The sequence below is a fragment of the Rossellomorea sp. KS-H15a genome, assembly GCF_024195245.1.
Lineage (GTDB): Bacteria > Bacillota > Bacilli > Bacillales > Bacillaceae_B > Rossellomorea > Rossellomorea vietnamensis.
In genome coordinates this window covers 3,295,687-3,320,677 of sequence record NZ_CP096886.1, presented here as the reverse complement: position 1 = coordinate 3,320,677, position 24,991 = coordinate 3,295,687, and the positions used below count along the sequence as shown (strand labels likewise).

At 46.3% G+C, this 24,991-nt stretch carries 22 protein-coding genes; 19 read left to right on the top strand and 3 right to left on the bottom strand.

Annotated features, from left to right (window positions below; all coding sequences use genetic code 11):
• Positions 1 to 76: 76 nt before the first annotated feature.
• The 5 genes from M1J35_RS17020 (at position 77) to M1J35_RS17000 (ending at position 10,164) form a co-directional block, all read left to right on the top strand.
• Positions 77 to 4,429 carry a S8 family serine peptidase gene (locus M1J35_RS17020; protein ID WP_254651801.1) on the top strand — a complete coding sequence of 1,451 codons (4,353 nt, stop codon included), beginning with the start codon at positions 77 to 79 and terminating at the stop codon, positions 4,427 to 4,429.
• Positions 4,430 to 4,637: 208 nt separating this feature from the next.
• Positions 4,638 to 6,431, top strand: a complete 1,794-nt coding sequence (locus M1J35_RS17015; protein ID WP_254651800.1) for a methylmalonyl-CoA mutase family protein — start codon at positions 4,638 to 4,640, stop codon at positions 6,429 to 6,431.
• A complete protein-coding gene (scpA, locus tag M1J35_RS17010) occupies positions 6,418 to 8,574 on the top strand; it encodes a methylmalonyl-CoA mutase (RefSeq protein WP_254651799.1) in 2,157 nt (718 codons plus the stop codon). The genes M1J35_RS17015 and scpA overlap by 14 nt, the downstream gene beginning before the upstream one ends.
• Positions 8,574 to 9,623 carry a methylmalonyl Co-A mutase-associated GTPase MeaB gene (meaB, locus tag M1J35_RS17005; RefSeq protein WP_254651798.1) on the top strand — a complete coding sequence of 350 codons (1,050 nt, stop codon included), beginning with the start codon at positions 8,574 to 8,576 and terminating at the stop codon, positions 9,621 to 9,623. The genes scpA and meaB overlap by 1 nt, the downstream gene beginning before the upstream one ends.
• A gap of 103 nt (positions 9,624 to 9,726) precedes the next feature.
• Complete coding sequence (locus tag M1J35_RS17000) at positions 9,727 to 10,164, top strand: BrxA/BrxB family bacilliredoxin (protein ID WP_034758093.1); 438 nt, start codon at positions 9,727 to 9,729, stop codon at positions 10,162 to 10,164.
• A 148-nt stretch (positions 10,165 to 10,312) separates the two neighbouring features.
• Here the strand turns inward: M1J35_RS17000 and M1J35_RS16995 are convergent, their stop codons facing one another.
• Entirely contained in the window at positions 10,313 to 10,474 is a 162-nt protein-coding gene (locus tag M1J35_RS16995) for a hypothetical protein (protein ID WP_254651797.1), read from the bottom strand.
• Between the two features lie 192 nt (positions 10,475 to 10,666).
• Here M1J35_RS16995 and M1J35_RS16990 point away from each other — a divergent pair, with 192 nt between their 5' ends.
• From M1J35_RS16990 to M1J35_RS16970, 5 genes are all read left to right on the top strand, one after another.
• A complete protein-coding gene (locus tag M1J35_RS16990; protein WP_254651796.1) occupies positions 10,667 to 11,443 on the top strand; it encodes a transporter substrate-binding domain-containing protein in 777 nt (258 codons plus the stop codon).
• Positions 11,444 to 11,519: 76 nt separating this feature from the next.
• The gene (locus M1J35_RS16985) at positions 11,520 to 12,179 is read left to right on the top strand and encodes an amino acid ABC transporter permease (RefSeq protein ID WP_254651795.1); all 660 of its coding nucleotides are present in this window, start codon (positions 11,520 to 11,522) and stop codon (positions 12,177 to 12,179) included.
• Positions 12,172 to 12,888 carry an amino acid ABC transporter ATP-binding protein gene (locus M1J35_RS16980; protein WP_224521058.1) on the top strand — a complete coding sequence of 239 codons (717 nt, stop codon included), beginning with the start codon at positions 12,172 to 12,174 and terminating at the stop codon, positions 12,886 to 12,888. Before M1J35_RS16985 ends, M1J35_RS16980 begins: the two co-directional genes overlap by 8 nt.
• 105 nt (positions 12,889 to 12,993) lie before the next feature.
• On the top strand, positions 12,994 to 13,971 hold the full coding sequence (locus M1J35_RS16975) for an aromatic acid exporter family protein (RefSeq protein ID WP_098439928.1): 978 nt from the start codon (positions 12,994 to 12,996) through the stop codon (positions 13,969 to 13,971).
• Between the two features lie 20 nt (positions 13,972 to 13,991).
• Entirely contained in the window at positions 13,992 to 14,492 is a 501-nt protein-coding gene (locus M1J35_RS16970) for a L,D-transpeptidase (protein ID WP_254651794.1), read from the top strand.
• A 53-nt stretch (positions 14,493 to 14,545) separates the two neighbouring features.
• Here M1J35_RS16970 and prli42 read toward each other — a convergent pair whose 3' ends face one another.
• Complete coding sequence (prli42, locus tag M1J35_RS16965; RefSeq protein WP_156029987.1) at positions 14,546 to 14,641, bottom strand: stressosome-associated protein Prli42; 96 nt, start codon at positions 14,639 to 14,641, stop codon at positions 14,546 to 14,548.
• Between the two features lie 188 nt (positions 14,642 to 14,829).
• Between prli42 and mce the strand changes: the two genes are divergently transcribed.
• From mce to M1J35_RS16920, 9 genes are all read left to right on the top strand, one after another.
• Entirely contained in the window at positions 14,830 to 15,243 is a 414-nt protein-coding gene (mce, locus tag M1J35_RS16960) for a methylmalonyl-CoA epimerase (protein WP_079531692.1), read from the top strand.
• 5 nt (positions 15,244 to 15,248) lie between these two features.
• Positions 15,249 to 16,796, top strand: a complete 1,548-nt coding sequence (locus M1J35_RS16955) for an acyl-CoA carboxylase subunit beta (RefSeq protein ID WP_224519556.1) — start codon at positions 15,249 to 15,251, stop codon at positions 16,794 to 16,796.
• Between the two features lie 76 nt (positions 16,797 to 16,872).
• Entirely contained in the window at positions 16,873 to 17,997 is a 1,125-nt protein-coding gene (locus M1J35_RS16950; protein ID WP_098353624.1) for a tripeptidase T, read from the top strand.
• Between the two features lie 634 nt (positions 17,998 to 18,631).
• A complete protein-coding gene (locus tag M1J35_RS16945; protein WP_254651793.1) occupies positions 18,632 to 19,102 on the top strand; it encodes a chemotaxis protein CheW in 471 nt (156 codons plus the stop codon).
• A gap of 21 nt (positions 19,103 to 19,123) precedes the next feature.
• A complete protein-coding gene (locus M1J35_RS16940) occupies positions 19,124 to 20,377 on the top strand; it encodes a DNA polymerase IV (protein ID WP_224519559.1) in 1,254 nt (417 codons plus the stop codon).
• 163 nt (positions 20,378 to 20,540) lie between these two features.
• Positions 20,541 to 21,947 (top strand): NADP-dependent phosphogluconate dehydrogenase, encoded by a 1,407-nt coding sequence (gndA, locus tag M1J35_RS16935; RefSeq protein WP_254651792.1) that lies wholly within the window; start codon positions 20,541 to 20,543, stop codon positions 21,945 to 21,947.
• A gap of 183 nt (positions 21,948 to 22,130) precedes the next feature.
• On the top strand, positions 22,131 to 22,520 hold the full coding sequence (locus M1J35_RS16930; protein ID WP_224519561.1) for an iron chaperone: 390 nt from the start codon (positions 22,131 to 22,133) through the stop codon (positions 22,518 to 22,520).
• 69 nt (positions 22,521 to 22,589) lie between these two features.
• Positions 22,590 to 23,087 (top strand): HIT family protein, encoded by a 498-nt coding sequence (locus M1J35_RS16925; RefSeq protein WP_224519562.1) that lies wholly within the window; start codon positions 22,590 to 22,592, stop codon positions 23,085 to 23,087.
• Positions 23,088 to 23,160: 73 nt separating this feature from the next.
• On the top strand, positions 23,161 to 24,264 hold the full coding sequence (locus M1J35_RS16920) for an NADH:flavin oxidoreductase (protein ID WP_254651791.1): 1,104 nt from the start codon (positions 23,161 to 23,163) through the stop codon (positions 24,262 to 24,264).
• Between the two features lie 93 nt (positions 24,265 to 24,357).
• Here M1J35_RS16920 and M1J35_RS16915 read toward each other — a convergent pair whose 3' ends face one another.
• Entirely contained in the window at positions 24,358 to 24,978 is a 621-nt protein-coding gene (locus tag M1J35_RS16915; protein ID WP_224519564.1) for a cyclase family protein, read from the bottom strand.
• Positions 24,979 to 24,991 lie beyond the last annotated feature (13 nt).

Genomic DNA, 24,991 nt, shown 5'->3' with positions numbered 1-24,991 from the left:
CCTACTATTTTCCAAAGTTGGTGTTCGAAGGAGGTGACGGGTGGTTGGATTTATAAAAAGACTGGGAGGGAATTAGATGTCAGGAAGAAAACGTAAGGCAAGATGGTTATCCATTTTACTCACCTTAGTCATGTTTGTCCCCTTGATGTTTCCATTCAATGCAGGGGCGGCAAATACCTCACAAGCTGCTCTGTCGAAAGAAAAGCCATCCACATCAGCCAATGAGTCGGCAAAAGTAAGTCCACAATCAAAAATCACAACAACATTACAGGAACAATTTAAGAAAAAGGAACAGGTCACATACTTAGTGAAATTCAAGGATCAGGTAGATACGGAAGCTGTATCTAAAAAGGCGGCTGAAACAGCGAAAAAGCAGAAACTGTCTGCTAATAATAAGAAATTGTTAAAACGGAATATGGTCGTCTCAGAGCTTCGTGCTAAAGCCCTTGAATCTCAGGCAGAAGTGAAGAAATACTTAGCGAAAGAGAAGAAGTCAGGTGCAGTGAAGGAAATCAAAGACTTCTATGTTGTAAACGGAATGGCCGTTACAAGTACGAAGAAAGTCATGGAGAAGATTTCAACCTTTGCTGAAGTGGAGAAAATCCTGCCGAATGAAACGAGACAAATTATCCAGCCGGCAAAGGCAAAAGCTTCTTCATCCGCAGTGTTGGATAAAGAAGCCCCAAAAACCCCGGCATCCATCGAGTGGAATATCGATCGGGTAGGAGCACCGGCGGTCTGGGAAATGGGAATCGATGGGGCAGGAACCGTCATCGCCTCCATTGACACGGGGGTACAGTGGGATCACCCGGCATTAAAAGAAAAATATAGAGGGTATGACCCTCAGAATCCGGATTCACCGGACAACGAATTCAACTGGTTTGATGCAACTGCAGGTCAAAGTGCACCTTATGATGATCAGGGCCATGGAACGCACACTGTCGGTACTATGGTCGGGTCTGAGCCCGATGGCAGCAATCAAATCGGTGTAGCCCCGGGTGCCAAGTGGATCGCAGTCAAAGCATTCACGGCCGATGGTGGAACCGATGTAGACTTACTGGAAGCGGGAGAATGGATCCTGGCTCCAAAGGATGCTGAAGGAAATCCACATCCTGAAATGGCTCCTGATGTCGTCAACAACTCTTGGGGCGGCGGAGCAGGACTTGATGAATGGTACCGGGATATGGTCAGTGCGTGGAGGGCGGCAGAAATATTCCCTGAGTTCTCTGCAGGAAATACAACGCTCTTCAATCCGGGAGGACCAGGATCGATTGCCAATCCGGCTAACTACCCTGAGTCATTTGCAACAGGTGCTACGGATATCAACAATCAATTAGGAAGCTTCTCATTACAGGGACCTTCTCCTTATGAGGAAATCAAGCCTGAGATTGCCGCACCGGGAGTAAATATCCGCTCTTCCGTTCCAGGTGGCAATTATGAAGGGGGCTGGAATGGAACATCGATGGCTGGTCCACACGTAACGGCAGTCGCTGCCCTGTTACGACAAGTGGATGCAAGCTTAACAGTGGATGAAATCGAAGAAATCCTTATGTCGACCGCTGTTCCGTTAACAGACGGAACATTCCCGGAATCTCCAAATAACGGGTATGGACACGGCTTGGTCAATGCGTTTGATGCAGTATCATCCGTTATGAGCGGAATCGGTAAAGTAAAAGGACAGGTTTCAAAAGAAGGTGATGACACGGAAGCTCCTGTCATCAGTCATGACGCACCACAAGAAGCATTTAAAGAAATGAATCTGCCATTACAGGCAGAAGCAAGTGATAATGTCAGTGTGACGAATGTAACTCTGAATTATCAAAATCAGGACGGTGAATGGGTAGAAGTTGAAGCAAGCAGAACGTCAGGCGACTACACTTCAGGAACGTATGAGGCGGTTATCCCGGGTGAGGATCTCACAGGAGACCAGGTTACGTACAAGTGGGTTGCTGTGGACTTCGGTGGCAATGAAGTCGAATCTGATACGTATACTGTAAACTTATTACCGGGTATCACTGTTGGATATGAGCAGGACTTTGAAACAGATCCGACTGGTTGGACATCCTACGGTCCAGGGAACAGCTGGGAATGGGGCGTACCGGCAAGCGGTCCGGGAAATGCTTCTTCAGGAGAAAAAGCATATGCCACCAACTTAGACGGAACGTATGACAATAGCGCGAATATGTCACTTCAGATGCCTCCGATCGATTTACCTGAAGGGGAGAGCTTCTTACAATTCAAACAGTGGCACGAACTGGAACGCAACTATGACTACGGTCATGTGTTTGTATCCACTAATGGTGAAGAGTGGACACAGGCACTTCGCGTGAATGGAAATACCGACGGATGGATAGACGGAGAAGTGGATCTGAGTCAGTATGCAGGTCAACGTGTATACATCGCCTTCAACGTTACCTCCGATGGAAGTGTGACGAAACAAGGCTGGTACCTTGATGATGTGAAGCTTAGCGCAGAATCAAATCTTCCAGCCAAGAAAATGAATCTTGGTCTGAAATCAAAGGATGAAAAATCATCTTCGGTATCGAAAAAACCAAGTGTAAATCCAAGTAAGATCACATTGAAAAATGACGTGAAGAAAGATGATAAGACGGATGCATCAGGTCCGGCACCTGCCCTTCTTCCACTGCAAGCAGAGGTAAGTGTATTGGAAACGGGCCGTTCCGTTTATACAAATCCTGCAGATGGATCATATGAAATGACTCATGCAGCGGGTGAATTCACATTACAGGCATCCACATACGGTTACAGATCTGAAACGCAAAGTGTGACGATTGAAGCCGATCAAACATCAACTGCCAACTTCACCCTTGAAGAAATCCCTCAAGGGAATATTACCGGAACCGTCACGAACGAAGTAACGGGGGAACCGATTGAAGGAGCAACGGTCTTCGTTCTTGAAGATGCCGTAGTACAGCCGGTTGAAACAAATGCCAATGGAGAATATGAATTAGAAGCATACGAAGGGGACTACACCCTGAAAGTGGTTGCGCCTTACTACTATAGTAAGGAAATGAGCGTCACTGTTGAAGGCGGGGAAGTCACAACCGCCGATGTATCATTAGAACCATTCATCGGATATCCTGGTGAAATCGGGTACGATGATGGAACAGCAGAAAATGCACGGGCATTCTATGATGCAGGTAACGGCTGGGCCGTGAAAATGTCCCTTGAAGAAGGAAATGACACCGCACTTGTGACGGGTGGACTATTCCGCTTCTGGGATACTGAATGGCCTGTACCAGGAGGAACTGAATTCCAGGTTGCCGTATATGATGCAACTGGACCTGACGGGGCACCTGGTAAGAAAATCGCCGGTCCATTCGATGGTACCGCGTTGCGTAACGGAGAATGGACGCATGTAGATCTCAGTGAGCACGGCATCATGGTCGAAGGAGACTTCTACATGGTGTATATCCAGTCTGCACCAAATCCGAATGCGCCTGGACTTGGGACAGATGAAGATGGTGAATATGCCGCAAGAAGCTGGCAGTTCGTCGGTGGAGCCTGGTCACAGGCACCTGAAGACGAGGGGAACTACATGATTCGCGCAACTGTGAATTATGAAGTGACCGCACCGGTCATCACTTCACCGAAGGATGGATCATTTACCAATAAAGATTCCGTTACGGTTGAGGGGACTTCTGCCCCGACTACGACCGTCCATCTCTTTAATGGAGAAGAGGAAGTAGCGACAGCCGACACAGGTGATGATGGAACATTCTCAGCCGATGTTTCACTGCATGAAGGTGAGAATGTATTAACCGCCAAGGCAGCGACGGAACAGGGCATGACGGGTCCATCGGATTCGGTGACGGTAACACTTGATCAAGTGAAGCCGGAACTTGCCATCACATCACCGGAGGATGACATGAAAACAAATCGTGAAGCGATCACGGTTAAAGGAACCATCGCAGATGAAAATCTTGCATGGGTGAAGGTGAATGGTGAGAAAGCATCTGTCAAAGACGGTGAGTTCAGTCATCGAATCCTTCTGAATGAAGGGGAAAATGTCATTGGGGTAATCGCGAAAGATAAAGCAGGAAATAAAAAGAAACAAAGTGTAACGGTCTTTGCGAAATTTGGTGACATCGAGATCGAGAATCTTCTTCCTGCAGAAGATAAAGAATTGAAGAAGGGCGAATCCGTCAAGATCGAATTTGACAGTGAGCCGGGCTTGGATGCGACATTTATCATTCAAATGCCTCTGACAAATGCACGCTCCCAAGTGTCAAATGCCACTGAACTTCCAATGATGGAAACATCCGAAGGTCATTATGAAGGGTACTATACGGCTACTTCGAATGTGAAGGCGCCGGGAGCCATGATTGAAGTGAAAGTTTCAGATGATTATGGAAATGTCACGACGAAGCGTGCTGAAGGTAAATTGTATATCAATTCAAAAAAATAAGCATAACGGGGAGAAGAGTTGGGATGTCCAACTCTTCTTCTTTTTTATACTCATTTTCTTGAGAGATTGATGAAAGGAGGTTTATATACTAAAATAGTATTAGTATAAACATTTTGAATTTTCAAAGGGGATGCTTGCTTAATTAGGAGAATCTTAGTGAAAAATTATGTAAACGATTACAAAAATAGTTTACGAAAAGAGGGGAACTATGAAGCTTAGTGATATGAAAAGCCAATCATTCAGTCGTCATACACTGTCACAATGGGAGGAAGCGGCTGAAAAAGCGTTAAAGGGGAAGGGAATAAGCTCCTTACATACAAGCACATATGAACATATTGATCTTAAACCGTTATTTGTAGCGGAGGACACACCTCAACGTGATAGGGTGAAAGATTATATCCCGACTATTGATGACAAATTGATGCGCACTCATAAATGGTACATTGCCCAACCCGTCAAAAGGAAATCCTGGGGAGAACTCTCAGAAGCCGTGAGGGATGCGTTGTCCCGGGGGCAAAACTGTCTGTCGTTTTCCATTGGGGACTTGGATAAGGCTCGTGGCCTGGACTCATTCATGAACGGCCTGGGAGAGTGTGATTATCCTATTTTTTCGATTGATAAGGGTACGTCCATGGCCCTGCATGGAAAGAAGGATCTCCCCGAGAGTAAGGGGATGACAGGGGTTGTCGGTTACGATCCCATTTCTGAGGAAGAATGGTCCGATGAAAGCAGATTGGAAAGGTGGCTGAATGATGTCGAAGGGTCTGGTATGGAGATTACAGGGATTAAGAGCCTTATTGTAAATTCAGCTCCCTATCATAACAAAGGAGCCAGTGCGATACAGGAACTTGCTTATGCACTGAGTGAAGGTGTCGCTTATATGGAGGCTGTTCAGGATAGCGGATGGGAAATTGAGAAGGCTGCAGAGACCCTGCACTTCCATTTTTCAATAGGCAGTCATTTCTTTATGGAGATTGCAAAAATCAGGGCATTCAAGAAATTGTGGCAAGCTGTATTAACCTCTTACGGCTTGAGTGAACAAACTATGGCAAAATCCATCAGCATCAGTGCAGAGACCTCCCGATTCAACAAGTCGGCCCTCGATTCCCATGTAAACATTCTCCGTGGGGGTGGGGAAGCATTCTCTGCGATCCTTGCAGGGGTCGATTATCTTGTCGTGGCCCCGTTCAATGAGGTGAGCGGCGAAGTGACTCCCCTCGCTGAAAGGATTGCCCGTAACACTCAACTTGTCCTGGGAGAAGAAGCTCATTTGAATAAGGTCCTGGACCCCGGGGGTGGTTCCTATTTCGTGGAGTGGCTTTCAGATGAAGTAGGAAAGCGTGCATGGAAGGAATTCCAGCAGTTGGATAAAGAGGGGGGGATCCTTGCCCTCCTCGCTAATGGATCGATCGATGAGAAGATAAGAGTAGTAAGGGACGCCCGCATCCGAGATCTAGCCACCCGGAAGAACTCCATGATCGGGACGAACATCTATGCAAACCTGGAAGAGACCCTTCCGATTTCTCGAGCCGCGGGAGAACGTCTCTCTCTTCCTTTTGAGAAATTAAGAGAGCGGGCACAAAAACTAGGAAATAATCCCACTGCCGGTCTGATCGGGTTAGGCGAACTGAAAACGTATAAGCCCCGTGCGGATTTTGTAAAAGGATTTTTAGCGACGGGCGGTATTCACGCGGATCAAAGTACGGATTGCTTCTCCAAGGAAGATATCCTGCAATTCGTGGAAGAAACCCGGTATCCGTACTATGTAGTGTGCGGAAAAGACGAAGAATATCACGATAAACTTTCAATGATCACTGAAGCCGTCCATCACGTGGATTCTTCCATTGTGATCGACATAGCTGGAAGAATCCCTGATGAAAGCAGAAGTGAATGGGGCCGGCAGGGATTGAACGGGTCCATCTACAGCCAACAAAACATCCTGGAAAAATTGGATGAACTATTAACCATTTGGGAGGAGGGGAAAGACCATGACGAAGCCTGATTGGCAACAAATCAACCCGTATTCGAATAAAGGGGAAGCGGGGGACATCCACCTTACCGGGAGTCCCTACGAAACGAATGAAAAAATCGCCATAAAACCTTTATATACAGAAGTGGATTCGGAAAATATTTCTCATCGAGAAGATTTACCCGGCCTCGCTCCATACACAAGGGGGCCGTATCCGACGATGTATGTGAATCGTCCTTGGACGGTCAGGCAGTATGCGGGTTTTTCTACCGCTGAAGAAAGCAATGCTTTTTATAGAAGAAACTTAAGTATGGGGCAGAAAGGATTGTCGGTGGCATTTGATTTGGCGACTCACCGCGGGTATGACTCGGATCATCCAAGGGTTGTTGGAGATGTAGGAAAAGCAGGTGTTGCCATCGATTCCATCCTGGACATGAAGATATTGTTCGACGGGATCCCCCTTGATCAGATGTCCGTTTCCATGACGATGAACGGGGCAGTCCTGCCCATCCTTGCTTTTTATATCGTGACGGCAGAAGAGCAGGGTGTGTCGAAGGAGAAGCTATCCGGTACGATACAGAACGATATCTTAAAGGAATACATGGTGAGGAATACGTACATCTATCCACCTGAAACGTCCATGAATATCATTGCGGATATCTTCGAGTATACTTCCAAACATATGCCGAAATTCAACAGTATCAGTATTTCCGGTTATCATATGCAAGAAGCCGGTGCACCCGCTGATATCGAGCTTGCCTATACACTGGCGGACGGTCTCGAGTATGTCAGGACCGGCCTCCAGGCAGGGATCGATATCGATTCCTTCGCACCGAGGCTGTCATTCTTCTGGGCGATCGGGATGAATTACTTCATGGAAGTGGCCAAGATGAGGGCGGCGAGGAGGATCTGGGCGAAAATGATGAAAACATTTAATCCCCAAAATCCAAAATCGATGGCGCTCAGGACCCATTCCCAAACATCCGGTTGGAGCTTGACGGAGCAGGATCCTTATAATAATGTCATCCGTACGTTACTCGAAGCCCATGCAGCTGCAATGGGCCACACGCAGTCGCTCCATACCAATGCCCTTGACGAAGCGATTGCACTCCCGACAGACTTTTCGGCGCGTATCGCACGCAATACCCAGCTGTATCTTCAAGAAGAAACGGGCATAACGAAAGTGATCGACCCATGGGCAGGTTCCCATTATGTCGAGACACTGACTCATCAGCTGATGGAAAAGGCATGGGAGCATATTGAAGAAATCGAAGAGCTCGGAGGCATGACGAAAGCAATCGAAACAGGCCTGCCGAAGATGCGCATCGAGGAAGCCGCTGCAAGAAGGCAGGCGATGATCGATTCAGGGGACGAGTCCATCATCGGGGTGAATAAATACCGTCTGGATAAGGAAGATCCGATTGAAACTCTGGACATCGATAATACGGTGGTCAGACAGAAGCAACTTGAACGGATCCAAAAGTTGAAGGAAGAACGAAATGAAGAGAAAGTGGTTGAAACCCTGGAAGCTTTGACGCGAACGGCAGAAACAGGCGAGGGGAACCTTCTTGAAAAAGCCGTAGATGCTGCAAGGGCACGTGCGACCTTAGGGGAAATCTCCGATGCGATTGAAAAAGTATCGGGCAGGCATAAAGCGACGATCCGGAGTATAAGCGGGGTGTACAGCTCGAATTTTTCAAATGAACAGGAAATCAATATCGTGAAAGAGATGACGGAAGAATTTTTGGAGAATGAAGGAAGAAGGCCACGAATTCTCATCGCCAAGATGGGGCAGGACGGTCATGACAGGGGGGCGAAAGTGATCAGTACGGCATTTGCCGATCTTGGATTCGATGTGGATATCGGGCCGTTGTTCCAGACCCCTGAAGAGACGGCTCTGCAGGCCGTTGAAAATGATGTACATGTCATTGGGGTCAGTTCATTGGCCGCAGGTCATAAAACGCTTCTGCCTCAATTAGTGGCAGAACTGAAGAAACTTGGAAGGGAAGACATCCTTGTCGTCATCGGCGGGGTGATTCCAGCGGGTGACTATGACTTCCTTCTATCCAACGGGGCATCTGCCGTCTTTGGCCCTGGAACGATCATTCCGGTAGCCGCACAAAAAGTGATTAAAGAAATTTATGAAGTGCTCGGCTATGAGGAAGTGGCTGATTAATGACGGAGTATAAGCCGGAACGAAAGAAGCGGTTTGTGAAAAAGAAAAAAGACCCTGTTTCGATCAGTGATTTAAAGGCCGGGGTCCTGAACGGGGACCGGAGTCACTTAGCGAAAGCCATCACGTTGATCGAGAGCAATGCAGAAGAGCATTATGCGTTGGGACAGGAGCTGCTGCAAGAACTCCTCCCCCATACCGGTAATAGTTTCCGAATCGGGATCACGGGAGTTCCGGGAGCCGGGAAAAGTACGTTTATCGAACAATTCGGGGAAATGTTATGTGAAGAGGGTCTGCGTGTAGCCGTCCTTGCCATCGATCCGAGTTCTTCCATCTCAGGTGGGAGTATTTTAGGCGATAAAACAAGGATGGAGCAGTTGTCGAAGAATCCACGTGCCTTTGTCCGTCCCTCCCCAACGGCAGGGACGCTTGGAGGTGTCCACAGGAAAACCAATGAGACCCTCCTTTTATGCGAGGCCGCAGGGTATGACCTCATTATCATAGAGACCGTGGGGGTCGGTCAGAGTGAAGTCATGGTCAGACAGATGGTCGATTTCTTCCTGCTCCTCGTCATCACCGGAGCAGGAGATGAGCTTCAGGGAATGAAAAAAGGGATCATGGAGCTTGCCGACGTGTTGCTCGTAAATAAAGCCGATGGAGAGAATAAGCCCCTCGCCGAGAAGACGAGGAGGGAGCTCAATCAAATTCTTCACTTTCTCATTCCTGCCACAAAAGGCTGGAGTTCAAAGGCTTATACCTGTTCGGCATTGAAAAATGAGGGATTGAAGGAACTATGGGATGTGGTCCGACAATTCGAAGAGCAGACAAAAGAACAGGGTGTTTTCGAAGAAAGAAGGCTTGTCCAAAAGCAGGAATGGTTTCATACGATGCTGAGAGAAAGGATACTATCAGACTTTCTCTTTCATAAGACCATCAAGTCATCCCTCCCTACTATGGAAAGTCGGGTGAAAGAAGGGGAGTTTACGACTTCCCAGGCAGTGGAAGATTTGCTGAAACAATACAAAGAAGCCTTACTTCATGAGAATAGGTAATTTTGATTGAAAGATAGGGTTTGAAATTGTTATGATAGGGGTATATCAGATCCCTTTGTAATTTGAGATATGATTAAGTCAGCGATTAAAGGAGAGTTCAAGCATGGATATAGATTTCAATTTATTTATGAACGACGTTGTCCGCCAGGCCCGTCAAGAAATCGAGACAGCAGGGTATACCCAATTGACAACAGAAGAAGAAGTGGATCAGGCTTTTTCTAAAGAAGGTACAACACTTGTCATGGTCAACTCGGTTTGTGGATGTGCAGGAGGGATCGCCCGTCCCGCAGCCGCTCATTCCATTCACTTCGATAAGCGTCCGGATCAATTGGTCACGGTTTTCGCCGGTCAGGATAAAGAAGCGACTGCGAAAGCACGCAGTTACTTCACGGGTTATCCGCCATCTTCACCGTCATTCGCCCTATTGAAAGACGGAAAGCTCCTGACGATGGTTGAAAGACACGAGATCGAAGGACATGATCCAATGTCCGTTGTGAACAAACTTCAATCGTACTTTGATGAGTATTGCGAAGAGGTATAAAACATTTCGTCAAGTTTCTCACTGTGAGAGTGAGAGGCTTGACGTTTTTTTATTTTTAGCTGATATATTGAGTCTGAAGAGATTCCTTATTTTGTAAGAAGACGCAATTCCTATTGGAAAAGACGCAATAAATGGAAAAACGACGCAATTAAATCAATAATGACGCAATCACCTTCAAAAATGACGCAATGACAGCAACAGGCTGACATTCACCCCTCTTCATGGCAGTGAACGCTCGTTCAGATCTCCATAACCCCCAATGAATCACTTCTTTTCTATTTGATTCATACTCCGTGCATAGATTATGCATAAAATACACCAACTACTACCGTTCATCCCAATTAAATAGTCATTACCAACACATAAATTTTCAGAAAATATAATCAATTATCAATATTTATAAAAAGTATTGCATAAATATTGAACTCTGCTACAATACGAATATAGTAATTAATATACATTATATATTATATTTATACACAACAACCCAGGAGGAATCACAATGAAAAAGCTATTATCTCTCGTATTCGTATTAATCCTTTCTACTACTCTCGCAGCATGCGGCTCAGGAGAAGACAAGCCTGCTTCGGGGGAATCCAAGAAGCTGACCATGGGGACGTCGGCCGATTATAAACCGTTTGAATATGTCGACACGGCCAACAGCGACAAAATCATCGGGTATGACATCGATCTTGCCAATATGCTTGCAGATGAAATGGGTTATGAAATCGAAATCAAGGATATGGAATTCAGCGGATTGATCTCCGCCCTGAAAACCGGACAGGTGGATTTTGTCCTTTCTGCCATGACGCCAACGCCGGAACGACAGAAGAATGTTGACTTCAGTGATGTCTACTACACGGCTAAAGATATGATCATCTCGACTAAGAAAAGCGGCATCCAGAGTGAAAAGGACCTCGATGGGAAAACGGTGGGAGTTCAATTAGGCTCGATCCAACAAGATGCGGCAGAAGAACTTTCAAAATCGATCAAGCTGAAAGTGGACACTCGTGATCGTATTCCTGAACTGATCCAGGATCTTCAAAATGGACGCTTTGACGCCATCATCATCGAAAATACAGTGGCAAACGGATATTTGGACAAAAATGAAGAGCTTCAAGGGAATACGATGAATGTAAATGAAGAAGAGGCAGGTTCTGCGGTCGCCCTTCCAAAGGACAGCGAGCTGACAGGTGAATTCAATGACGCATTGAAGAAGCTGAAAGACAGTGGAGAACTGGAAAAACTCGCTGAAAAATGGTTTGACGGAGAACAGTAGATTAAAGAAGGGCTAACCTCTAATCCGGTTAGCCCTTCCTATTAAATGCCACATTACAACGTTGGAGGGGACCATTATGCCACTAGATTTTGAACAACTGATTCCTTCGATCCCCTTTATTTTGGAAGGATTGAAGGTCACACTTAAAATTGTCGCGTTAGCAGGGGTGCTCGGGTTCCTATTCGGTATTCTTCTTGCCTTTTGTAAAATTAGTTCCATCAAACCACTGACCCTGCTTGCCGATCTTTATACATCCATATTCAGGGGAACTCCCCTCGTCCTTCAGCTGATGATCATCTTCTACGGATCGCCTCAGCTTTTCGGGACACAGATCGAACCTTATTACGCAGCGATCCTCGCTTTTTCCCTTAATTCGGCTGCCTATATATCCGAAATCATCCGTGCGGGAATCAATGCAGTGGACAAAGGGCAAACGGAAGCCGCGATGGCGCTGGGAGTGCCTTACCGATTGATGATGAAAGACGTGATCCTGCCTCAGGCGATCAAGAATATCCTCCCTGCGCTGATGAATGAATTCATCACGCTCACCAAGGAATCCGCCATCGTCACGGTGATCGGTGCTGCAGATGTGATGAGGCGTTCATACATGGTTGGAAGTGACTTGTATTCCTTCTTTGAACCGCTTTTATTCGCAGGACTGATCTATTATGTGCTCGTTATGATTCTGACTTTACTAGGGAAAGTGCTGGAAGGGAGACTGCGTGGAAATGATTAAAGGCGAACAGATTACCAAGTCGTTTGGAAAGCATCAGGTTTTAAAGGGAATCGACTTCTCGGTTGAGAAAGGGGAAGTCGTCGCATTGATCGGTCCATCAGGTTCAGGGAAATCCACTTTATTACGGTGTTTGAATCACCTGGAAGAACCGACATCGGGATCGATTTACTTTGAAGGAGCCCAAGTGAAGGGGAAAGCCATCCACAAGGTAAGACAGGACGTCGGCATGGTATTTCAGCATTTTCACCTCTTTCCCCATATGACCGCATTGGAAAATGTCATTTACGCCCCAATGAAAGTGAAGGGCATGAACAAAACGGAAGCTGCGAAATTAGGGACGGACCTCCTGACAAAAGTCGGTCTGAAAGAAAAGTGCAATGAATACCCGAGCCGTTTATCAGGCGGACAGAAGCAGCGTGTGGCCATTGCAAGGGCACTTGCAATGGAACCAAAAGTCATGTTATTCGATGAACCGACGTCTGCCCTGGATCCCGAAATGGTGAAAGAAGTTCTGGATGTCATGAAATCACTCGCTCACACAGGGATGACGATGATCATCGTGACCCATGAAATGGGCTTTGCAAGAGAGGTTGCGGACAGGATCCTCTTCATGGATGATGGAAAGATCATTGAAGAGGGAGAACCCCAGGCCTTTTTCTCGAACCCGCAAAGTGACAGGGGAAAAGGATTCCTTGAGAAAATATTATAGGGATGAAGGATTAACGGCATCATTCGTTAATCCTTCTTTTTATGTTCAAGCCTGTTTATGGTATCCTAGAGTAGCTAAAAAATGAAGTAGTTAGGAGTAAGATGAATGTTTCGAATCGGATATCGGACACTTAAGACAGGAATCGGCACCGCGGCTGCCATCAGCATCGCCCAGTGGTTCCACCTGGATAACTTCGTATCAGCCGGGATATTGACGATCCTGTGCATTCAGAATACGAAGAAGAAATCGGTGAATGCATCATGGAGCCGTTTTCTGGCTTGTGTGATTGCCATGGTATTTTCTGCCGCCTTTTTCGAATTTATCGCCTATCATCCGGCGGTCATCGGTTTGCTGCTTCTTGTGTTCATTCCCATCACCGTTGCCTTGAACATCAAAGAGGGGATCGTCACAAGCTCCGTCATCATCCTGCATGTATACTCAGCCGGTCATGTCACCCTTGGCCTTTTTGAAAATGAGCTTGGAATCATCGTGATCGGGATCGGGATTGCCCTCTTGATGAACCTGTATATGCCGAGCGTCGATAAAAAGATGATCGAGTATCAGGAAAAAATCGAAGCGAATTTTTATAAGGTTTTCTGTGAAATGATCAACTATTTAAAGACAAATGATAGCGATTGGGACGGCAGGGAGATCACAGAAACGGAACAGCTGCTCAAAGAGGCGAAGACGATCGCCTTTAAAGATGTAGAAAACCATTTTTTAAGGGATGAGAACTTATACTATTTATATTTCAAAATGAGGGAGAAACAGTTTGAAATCCTTCAGCGCATCCTGCCGATTGCCACAAATATTTCATTAACCGTCGAGCAGGGTCATCGCATCGCAGATTTCCTGGAAGAACTGAGCGATCATATCCATCCAGGGAATACGGCGCTCTTTTACTTGAAAAAACTGTACGATATGAAAGTGGAGTTCGAGCAGATGGAGCTGCCGAAAACGAGGGAAGAGTTTGAAACACGTGCCGCGCTTTATCAATTTGTTCAGGAAATGGAACAGTATCTTCTCTTGAAAAGCTCGTTCAAAGGAATAAAAAAGGAGGAAAGTGAAGCAAACTACACCTAAAACATGAAGAAGGTGATAGGATGCGCTTACTTCTTGCCATCATATTGTTCGCTTCTCCCATATGGCCACTCGGGAGGAACCCGATACCGGGAGATCCGTTTATCATCGTGAACAAGGAAAACAATCAATTGGCGTATATTGACGACGGGAAAATACAGGCTACCTTTCCCGTCGCCACAGGAAAAACGGCTGAGCTCACCCCGGAAGGTTTATTTAATGTTATGGTGAAAGCCAAGGACCCCTACTATCGTAAGAAGAACATCCCTGGCGGGGACCCGAGAAACCCCCTCGGAACACGTTGGATCGGATTTGATGCAGAAGGGACGGATGGCCGGATCTACGGAATCCACGGGACGAACCGGCCATCGAGCATAGGGAGATACATCTCCAATGGATGCATCCGGATGCAGAATAAAAATGTTGAATATCTGTTTGACAAAGCACCCGTCGGCACCAAGGTACTCGTCGTGAAAACGAAGAAGAGCTTCAATCAGTTGGGGAAAGAATATGGGGCGATATAAAAAGGAGCTGCTGATCGATGGATTCGAACAGCAGCTCCTTTTTGTTACTATTTTTATAATAAGAATGACAGTCCTGCCATGATCGTGGATGCAATCATCGCAAACAGCATCACAAATACAATGATCTTTTGCATTTTTTTATTACCCATCGTATCGCTCCATTCTTCCAATTAAACGTAGAATCATTTTCATCTCTATTTTAACGTGAATAATGAGAGAAGACAACCACCCCAATAAAAGAAAACGCTTTAATTATTCGTCTCTATAGGAGGAAATTCGACAACAAGTATGGAATACTATATGGGTGGAGCATGCAAACAACAGGGGGATGATAGGGATGAAAAAGGTAGATCATATCGGAATAGCAGTTTCATCAATAGACAATGTTCTCGCATTTTATGAAGATACTCTCGGTCTTCCACTATTGAAGATCGAAGAAGTAGAGAATCAAGGTGTCAAGGTAGCATTCATGGATGGCGGAAATCTTAAGCTCGAGTTACTGGAGCCACTACATAAAGAAAGCCCGATTGCGGCATTCATAGAAAAAAAGGGTGAAGGGATTCACCATATAGCCTTCGGTGTAGAAGGAATCGAGGAGCGCATCAAAGAGCTCCAGACCAAAGGGGTACGGATGATCAACGAAACGCCGAAGCCTGGTGCCGGCGGGGCCTCCGTCGCCTTCATGCATCCGAAATCAGCCCACGGCGTTTTATACGAGCTTTGTGATAAATCCAACATCAAAGGGGAGTAACCACAATGGATATTTATGAAAAAATCAATGAATTATACGACCGCAGAAGAGAAGTGGAACTTGGCGGCGGAGATGAAAAAATAGACAAGCAGCATGAAAAAGGAAAACTGACAGCAAGGGAGCGGATCGATATCCTGGTTGACCCGGGGAGCTTTGTGGAGTTGAACCCGTTTATCGAGCACAGATGCACAGACTTTGGACTTGAAGGGGTACAGGGACCTGGTGACGGGGTCGTGACAGGGTACGGAAAGGTGAACGGGAAACCGATTTACTTATTCTCCCAGGATTTCACGGTGTTCGGCGGTGCGCTTGGAGAAATGCACGCGAAGAAGATTTCCCATGTGATGGATCTTGCCGTGAAGAATGGTGCTCCGTTCATCGGATTGAATGATTCAGGCGGGGCAAGGATTCAGGAAGGGGTCGTTTCTTTAGATGGCTATGGACATATCTTCTATCGAAACGCCGTCTATTCAGGTGTGATTCCGCAAATATCCGTCATCATGGGTCCTTGCGCCGGTGGGGCGGTTTACTCCCCTGCCATTACGGATTTTGTCTTTATGGTGGATGAGACGAGCCAAATGTTCATCACAGGACCTAAAGTCATTGAAACCGTGACTGGGGAAAAAATAAGCTCAGAGGATCTCGGTGGGGCAAAGGTTCATAATTCCATCAGCGGAAATGCCCATTTCAGGGGGAAAACGGAAGAAGAGGTGTTACAAGAGGTTCGAAGATTATTAACATACCTGCCTCAAAACAATGAAGAGAAGCCCCCTCGCCTCGATGCGGATGAAGAAGATGATTACCGTGCCAACTTAACGGACCTGATTCCATTTGATGCGATTCGTCCATACGACGTACGGACCGTCATCAATGAAATCGTCGATGAAGGAAGCTTCATGGAGGTTCAGAAGGAATTCGCCAAAAACATCGTTGTGGGGCTGGCCCGCATAAAAGGCGAAGTCGTCGGACTTGTATGTAATCAGCCAAAGTTCATGGCTGGTGGCCTTGATATCGATTCTTCCGACAAAGCGTCCCGTTTCATCAGGTTCTGTGATTCATTCAATATTCCTCTCATTACGTTCGAGGATGTTACGGGATTCTTCCCTGGGATCAAGCAGGAGCATGGAGGGATCATCCGTCATGGCGCCAAGATTCTATATGCGTATTCTGAAGCGACAGTCCCTAAAATGACTGTGATCCTAAGGAAAGCGTATGGCGGGGCGTATGTGGCCCTGAACAGTAAATCGATCGGTGCGGATCTTGTATTTGCCTGGCCGAATGCGGAGATCGCCGTCATGGGGCCACAAGGCGCAGCGAACATCATTTTTGCCAGGGAAATTGCATCGAACGATAACCCTGAAGAGTTAAGGGAACAGAAGATTGAAGAATATCGTGAAAAGTTCGCGAATCCATACGTCGCCGCGTCTCGTGGGATGGTGGATGATGTTATCGATCCCCGTGAAACCCGGATCAAATTGATTCAAGGACTGGAAATGATGAGAAATAAACGGGAAGAACGTCCGAAGAAAAAGCACGGGAATATCCCATTGTAAAAGGTGTACCATTTGTTGAACCCGGCTATTCACGCTATACTATAGAAGTGAATACATATTTGTGGAGGTCTACTAAATGATTAATGAAGAGCGTTTATTAAATGAATTCCTGGAATTGGTCCAGATCGATTCTGAAACGAAAGAAGAAGCGGAAATCGCGAAAGTATTAACAAAGAAATTCTCCGACCTTGGAGTGGAGGTATTCGAAGACGACACGATGGGGGAAACGGGCCACGGTGCCGGCAACCTGATCTGTACATTAAAAGGGAATAAAGATGGAGTGGATACCATTTATTTCACTTCCCATATGGATACCGTGGTCCCTGCCAAAGGGGTAAAGCCTACTCTTAAGGAAGATGGTTACATTTATTCCGATGGGACAACCATACTCGGAGCCGATGACAAAGCCGGCCTTGCCACTATGCTTGAATCCGTGCGCGTTCTTAAAGAAAACAATATTTCTCACGGTGACATACAGTTTATCATCACGGTAGGGGAAGAGTCAGGTCTCGTTGGGGCAAAAGCCCTGGATTCCTCTCTTGTCAAAGCGAAATACGGTTTCGCCCTTGATAGTGATGGAAAAGTAGGAAACATCATCGTAGCAGCACCGACACAGGCTAAAGTGAAGGCGACAATCTATGGAAAAACGGCACACGCAGGTGTAGCTCCTGAAAAAGGCGTTTCTGCCATCACGATTGCAGCGAAAGCCATCTCTAAAATGCCACTTGGCCGTATCGATGAAGAAACGACTGCGAACATCGGCCGCTTTGAAGGTGGAAAAGCAACGAATATCGTATGCGAACAAGCCGATATCCTTGCTGAAGCCCGTTCCCTGGTTCCTGAAAAAATGGAAGCACAGGTAGAAAAAATGAAAGCCGCCTTCACTTCCGTTGCCGAAGAAATGGGCGGGAAAGCGGAAGTCGAGGTTCAAGTCATGTACCCAGGCTTCAAGTTCAAAGACGGTGACGAAGTAGTGGAAGTGGCAAAACGTGCGGCGAAGAAAATCGGCCGCCCGAGCGAGCTGCTCACAAGCGGAGGCGGAAGCGACGCCAACGTCATCGCCGGATTCGGAGTACCGACTGTAAACCTTGCAGTAGGATACGAAGAAATCCATACCAAAAGCGAAAGAATGCCTGTAGAAGAACTAAACAAGCTTTCAGAAATGGTAGTAGCCATCATCCAGGAAGTCGCTGGGGAATAGAAAAGCGGAGGCGGCTCGAACAGGCCCGACAAGCATAAGATGAATCCGGCGGAAAGGCGTTCTTTGCCTTTTTGCCGGATTTAGCTTATGACCTCGAGGGCCTAGCCGCCGGAGCTGGACACAGAAAAGCGAAGGGGCTTTGCCCAGAGGCGACAAGCATAAGGTGAACCGACCGTAAAGGCGTTTTTTGCCTTTTTGGTCGGTTTAACTTATGACCTCGAGCCTCTAAGCCCCGTAGCTGGACAATAGAAAAGCGGAGGGGCTTTGCCCAGAGGCGACAAGCATAAGGTGAACCGACCGTAAAGGCGTTTTTTGCCTTTTTGGTCGGTTTAACTTATGACCTCGAGCCTCTAAGCCCCGTAGCTGGACAATAGAAAAGCGGAGGGGCTTTGCCCAGAGGCGACAAGCATAAGGTGAACCGACCGTAAAGGCGTTTTTTGCCTTTTTGGTCGGTTTAACTTATGACCTCGAGCCTCTAAGCCCCGTAGCTGGACAATAGAAAGAAAAAAGTCCACGTGCAAAAGGGTTATCTTTTGTACATGGACTTTTTTTCTTCCTTCAAATCTGCGCCCAATTGTAAAATATGGTACATTAGTAGTATACATATCAGAAATGCGAGAGGGGACGTTATACATTGCCGAAAGTAGTTGTATTTCATGCCGGAAAAGAAGAATATGCTCTGCCGATTGAGAACGTAGTATCCATTGAAAAGGTGGAGGAGGTCAGGGCGATCCCTCACTTACCCCCATTTGTCCTGGGACTTGTAAAGGTCAGGGGAGAGCTGATTCCGGTCCTTGATTTAGGAAATATCCTGTATCATACCCCTGCGATTGCTGAAAGGGGAATGTTTCTCCTCGTCGTCCAGACGAAAACGATGCAGGTCGGTCTGGTCGTGATGGAAGCAAAGGAAATCATCGAAGTGCCGGATGAATCGATAACAAACGTCGGTTTACTTGCTTACTCGAAAACAACCTATTTTTCAGGCATCATCAATCTTGAAGATTCCCTTTTGACCCAAATTGATCCCGATGTTTTAGTGGAAAGCTTAGAAGGTATAAATGAAATAAAGGATTACGTAAACGAGCAAAAAACACATCAAAACTAGACAAAGAAAGCCGCGATTGAAATGAACTCACACTATCCCAAAAACGGACGAGTGATCCTTCATGTTGATATGAACAGTTTTTATGCCTCTGTGGAGATGGCCTATGATCCTACTCTGCGGGGGAAACCCCTGGCTATAGCCGGGAATCCCCAGGAAAGACGGGGCATCATCGTGACATGCAGCTACGAAGCCAGGGGCTTTGGTGTGAAAACGACGATGCCTCTTTGGGAGGCCAAAAAACTCTGTCCGGATCTGGTTATCATGACACCCAACTTCGACCGTTACCGTGCCGCCTCCAAAGGAATATTCGATATCCTCAGACAATATACAGAATTAGTGGAACCCGTGTCGATTGATGAAGGGTATCTCGATATTACGGATTCTTTCGAGAAAGGAACTCCATTACAAATTGCCTCGGACATTCAGGCCCAGATCAAGGGTCAGTTAGACCTTCCATGCAGTATAGGTGTTGCGCCCAATAAATTCCTGGCGAAAACGGCATCAGATATGAAGAAACCTATGGGAATCACCGTGCTGCGTAAAAGGGATATCCCGAATAAGCTGTGGCCGCTCCCCGTCATTGAAATGCATGGGATTGGTCAGAAGACTGCCGAGAAGCTGAATTCAATCGGTATCCTTACATGCAGCGACCTTGCCCATGCCAACGATATCCAGTTGAAGTCATTGCTCGGGATCAATGGTCTCCGTCTTAAAGAGCGAGCCAATGGAATCGACAGAAGGAATGTGGACCCGGAGTCGATTTATGATTATAAGAGCGTAGGCAATTCCACAACCTTGCCAAAGGATACCACGAATCAACATGAGCTTTTATTGGTTGTAGAAAAGCTGTGTGCAAAGGTATCGTCGCGACTTCAACAAAAAGATGTACTGGGAACGACGATTCAGCTGATGATCCGGGATAAGTCCAGGAAAACCATCACCAGAAGCAAAAAGGTGGAAAATCCCATCTATAAAAAAGAAGACCTATTCCACCATGCGAAAGACTTATTCCTGAAGCATTGGGATGGGGATCCTGTAAGGCTCCTGGGGGTCACGGCACAGGATGTCGTGGAGAAAAGCGAAGCCACGGAACAGCTGGACTTATTTTCTTATAAGAAAGTCGCCGAAAAGGAGCCACTCTACAACGTATTATCCAAGCTTCATGACAAGTTTGGGAAAGATTCCATCTCTCAAGGGATTAAAGCCAAGAATAAGAAAAAGTCTTATGACCAGAAACAGGACACAAGCTTCAATAAAGACTTTTTAAGGGAATGACAGTTGTGAATGGGGACACCTTATAACAGTGACGTACTTCTCAATCGGATTATTTGCATCAGTGACCCATTCTTGTTAGATTGAAATAGACTCCGGTCATTCATTTGATGAAACTAAAGAAGTAATGAAATCATGATTCTATAGATGAAAGGACGTTGATGTTATGGCTCAGGAAATTGGTGTTATCGGATTAGCCGTTATGGGTAAAAACTTGGCATGGAATATTGAAAGCAGGGGATATTCTGTTTCTGTATACAATCGTTCCAGTGAGAAAACGGAAGAAATGATGAACGAATCGAAGGGCAAGAATATCAATCCTACATATACAATCGAGGAATTTGTAAATTCATTGGAAAGCCCCCGCAAGATTCTTCTGATGGTCAAAGCGGGAAACCCGACAGATGCCACCATCGAACAATTAAAGCCCTATCTTGAAAAAGGTGACATCTTGATTGATGGGGGAAATACGTTCTTCGAGGATACCCGTCGACGCAATCAGGAACTAAGCGAACTTGGCATTCATTTTATCGGAACGGGTGTGTCCGGTGGGGAAGAAGGTGCTCTGACAGGTCCTTCGATCATGCCTGGTGGACAGAAGGAAGCATATGATCTCGTGGCCCCTATCCTGAAAGATATCGCAGCGAAGGTTGACGGAGACCCTTGTACGACGTATATCGGTCCCGACGGCGCAGGTCACTATGTGAAAATGGTGCACAACGGTATCGAATACGGAGATATGCAGCTGATCTCGGAATCCTACTTCCTCATGAAAAATGTCCTTGGCTTAAGTGCAGAAGAACTTCATGAAGTGTTTGCGGATTGGAATGAAGGTGAGCTTGACAGCTATCTCATCGAAATCACAGCAGATATCTTTACGAAGAAAGATGAAGAAACCGGCAAGCCGATGGTGGATGTCATCCTCGATAAAGCAGGTCAAAAGGGTACGGGTAAATGGACAAGTCAAAGTGCACTGGATCTCGGTGTATCTTTACCGATCATCACGGAGTCTGTCTTCGCCCGTTTCATTTCAGCTATTAAGGATGAACGCGTAAAGGCTAGCAAGATGCTGAAAGGTCCAGACACGAAACCATTCGATGGTGATAAGAAAGCATTGGTGGAATCGATTCGGAAAGCTCTTTACATGAGTAAGATCTGTTCGTATGCGCAAGGCTTCGCCCAGATGCGTTCTGCGTCTGATGAGTACAAATGGGATCTACAATACGGAGATATCGCCATGATCTTCCGCGGAGGCTGTATCATCCGTGCACAGTTCCTGCAGAAGATTAAAGAAGCATATGACCGTGAATCCAATCTCACTAACCTTTTACTCGATCCTTACTTCAAAGAGATCGTCGAAAGCTACCAATACGCACTTCGCGAAGTCATCAGTGTAGCCGTCCAGAATGGCGTACCCGTTCCCGGCTTCTCGGCAGCCTTATCTTATTATGACAGCTACCGTACAGAAACGCTTCCTGCGAATTTGATCCAGGCTCAGCGGGACTACTTTGGTGCTCATACCTACGAACGTGTGGACAAAGAAGGTATTTTCCATACGGAGTGGATGAAATAAAAGAAAGACAGAGCCCCTTTTCTATTGGATAGAAGAGGGGCTCTTTATGAAATTAGGAATGGTCAACAAGGATAATAGGACATACGGAAAATTCGTTGGGGGAGGTGACACCAACGAATTTTTTAGGATAAACTAAATTAAGTAATCATTTTTATCCATGTTTTTCAGAAAGGAGTCTTTATAATGGAAGGAAACAAGAAGTCATTTACGACCGTCGATGAATATATTGCCCAATTCCCGGAAGGCGTCCAGGAACGTTTACAATCCTTAAGAGAAGTGATTATTGAGACGGTGCCTGCCGCACAGGAGAAGATCAGCTATCAAATGCCTACTTTCGCCCTGCATGGAAATCTGGTGCATTTTGCTGCATATAAAAATCATATTGGGTTTTATCCTACTCCAAGTGGAATCAGTGCGTTTAAAGATAAGATGACAGAGTACAAGACCTCAAAGGCGACGGTACAATTCCCCCTGGATAAGCCTATGCCCTATGATTTGATTCGTGAAATCGTAAAATTCAGGGTCGCTGAAAACGAGGGAAAATCCGGAAATAATATCATGAAAAAACTATAGTACATTTTGATATGTAACTGAAAGAATGAATCCTTGCACTTGCACTATAAACGTTAAAGGGGGAAGTTCATGAGACAAATCACATTATCAAACGGAAAAGTGGTAGAGGTCGACTGTCTAAGCTGCGCATTGACAAACGGGTTAGTCGAACCAGATGGTGGTGTGGTATATGAAACGGAATATTTCCATGCACATCAGGATGTAGCTTACCCCATCAGGGGATTGATCATATTAGCTTCCAAGCGTCACATTAAATCGTTTGATGAACTTAATGAAAAAGAGAAGATAGATTACATAACGATTTTATCCAGCATTAGAAAGGCTCAAAGAGATGTGTTGGGGATTGAATATGTTTACTACTTTTACAATGAGGATACCACTCATCATTTCCATACCTGGATGGTTCCCCGTTACGAGTGGATGTATGAATTCGGGCGTTCTGTGGAGTCTGTTCGGCCCGTACTCCTTCATGCCAGGAATGAAATGAACGATGAAGAAAATGTCTTGGAAGTCATGGAAGCGATCCAGGCACTTTCACAAGAATTACAAAGGTGTGCGTCAATGTGAAACAGATTTCTTTGATTTTCCCTGCTCGTTTGAAATAATGAAATAGCACACCATGAAAAGAGGAGGCATTTCAATGAGTCAAACGAATACATCAACTGAACCATTATTCAGACCTTTCAATAGTGAGAAACTACAATTGTCCAACCGCACGGTGATGGCACCGATGACACGTGGCTTTTCGCCAAATGGAGTTCCGGGTGAGGACGTGGCTGCCTACTATCGCCGCAGGGCTGAAAATGGGGTAGGACTGATCGTCACGGAGGGAACCGGAATCAATCACCCTTCTTCTGTTTCAGGAGCAAGCATCCCTCTGTTCCATGGGGAAGAAACACTGAAGGGATGGGCAAAGGTCGTGGAGGAAGTCCATCAAGCAGGAGGAAAGATCGTTCCACAGCTTTGGCATGTGGGGATGACCCGTAAAAAGGGGGAGCTTCCAAATGAAGAAGCGCTCCCTGTTGGTCCATCAGGACTGAGTCTTTCAGGTAAAGAAATCACGGAACCCATGTCGGAAGAGGAAGTCGTCCAGATGGTGGAAGCGTATGCCCAAGCAGCTCTTGATGCGAAACGCATCGGCTTCGACGGCATAGAACTGCACGGGGCGCATGGATATTTAATCGACCAGTTTTTCTGGGAGAATACTAATAAAAGAACGGACCGATATGGTGGAGATCTTGTAGGAAGAACCAGATTTGCCGTCGAGGTGATTGAAGCATGCCGGCGTGAAGTGGGACCTGATTTCCCGATCATCTTCCGTTTTTCGCAATGGAAAATGAATGATTTCGGAGCAAAGCTCGCAAAAACCCCCGATGAACTGGAGCGTTTTCTCGAGCCTCTTGTGAACGCAGGCGTGGATATTTTCCATTGCTCGACACGCCGTTTCTGGGAGCCGGAATTTGAAGGATCCGACTTGAACCTTGCCGGGTGGACAAAGAAGCTGACCGGTAAACCGGTTATATCCGTGGGATCGGTTGGTCTGGACGGGGAGTTCACCAGCTTCTCGGGTGCGGGTACGACAAGCCTTGATGGTCTGATCGAGAGACTGGACCGTGGAGAATTCGACCTGGTCGCAATCGGACGCTCACTCCTTCAGGATCCTGAATGGGTGAGGAAAGTGGAAGAAGGCAAGGCGGATGACCTGCTGCCGTTTGATAAGGAAGCCCTGAAAAAGTTGTATTAAAGGAGTGCCAGGTGTCTCTAATGAGGCACCTGGTTTTATGTTTACAATAAAAAACTCCCCGGCAAGTTAGCCGGAGAGTTCTATATCTACCCTTTACCCGATCATTTCATCAAACAGCAAGACGCGTGCCGGTGATGCATCGGTGTTTTGGATTTTTAGTGGTGCCGCCACCATGAAGTATTGGCCTGCTTTGATGTCTTTCAACTGAAGGCCTTCCATGATGATGACGCCGCTTCCCATCAGGCTGCGGTGAGTCGGATGACCTTCCTGGGCCCGCTCGATTCCAAGTGAATCGATCCCGACACCTGCAATCTTTTTCTCAGCGAGGTATGCGGCAGCATCTTCTGCTACATAGATGAAGTCGAAGTTGAATTCCGTATCCCATGAATTCTTCGTTTTGAAGAGGATGAAGTCATTCTCTTCAATCTCTAATCCTTCAATATCCTTCAGGCTGATCTTTTCATCGACTTCCGTTACATCAAATACTTTGACAGGGCGGACGAGCTTCTCGATATCGATCGTTTCAATCGTCTCGCCATCGTTGATCATGTGAAGGGGAGCGTCGACATGAGTTCCTGTATGAACATCCATTGAGAGTCTTGACTCCGTCACATGTCCGTTCGTATTGGTTTCAATACTCGGTTGTTTTTCAGGTTTGTTCTTGTACACGGGCATCCCGTTAAAGATCGGGGCTGTTACGTCATAAATTTTCATAGGTTCCACACCT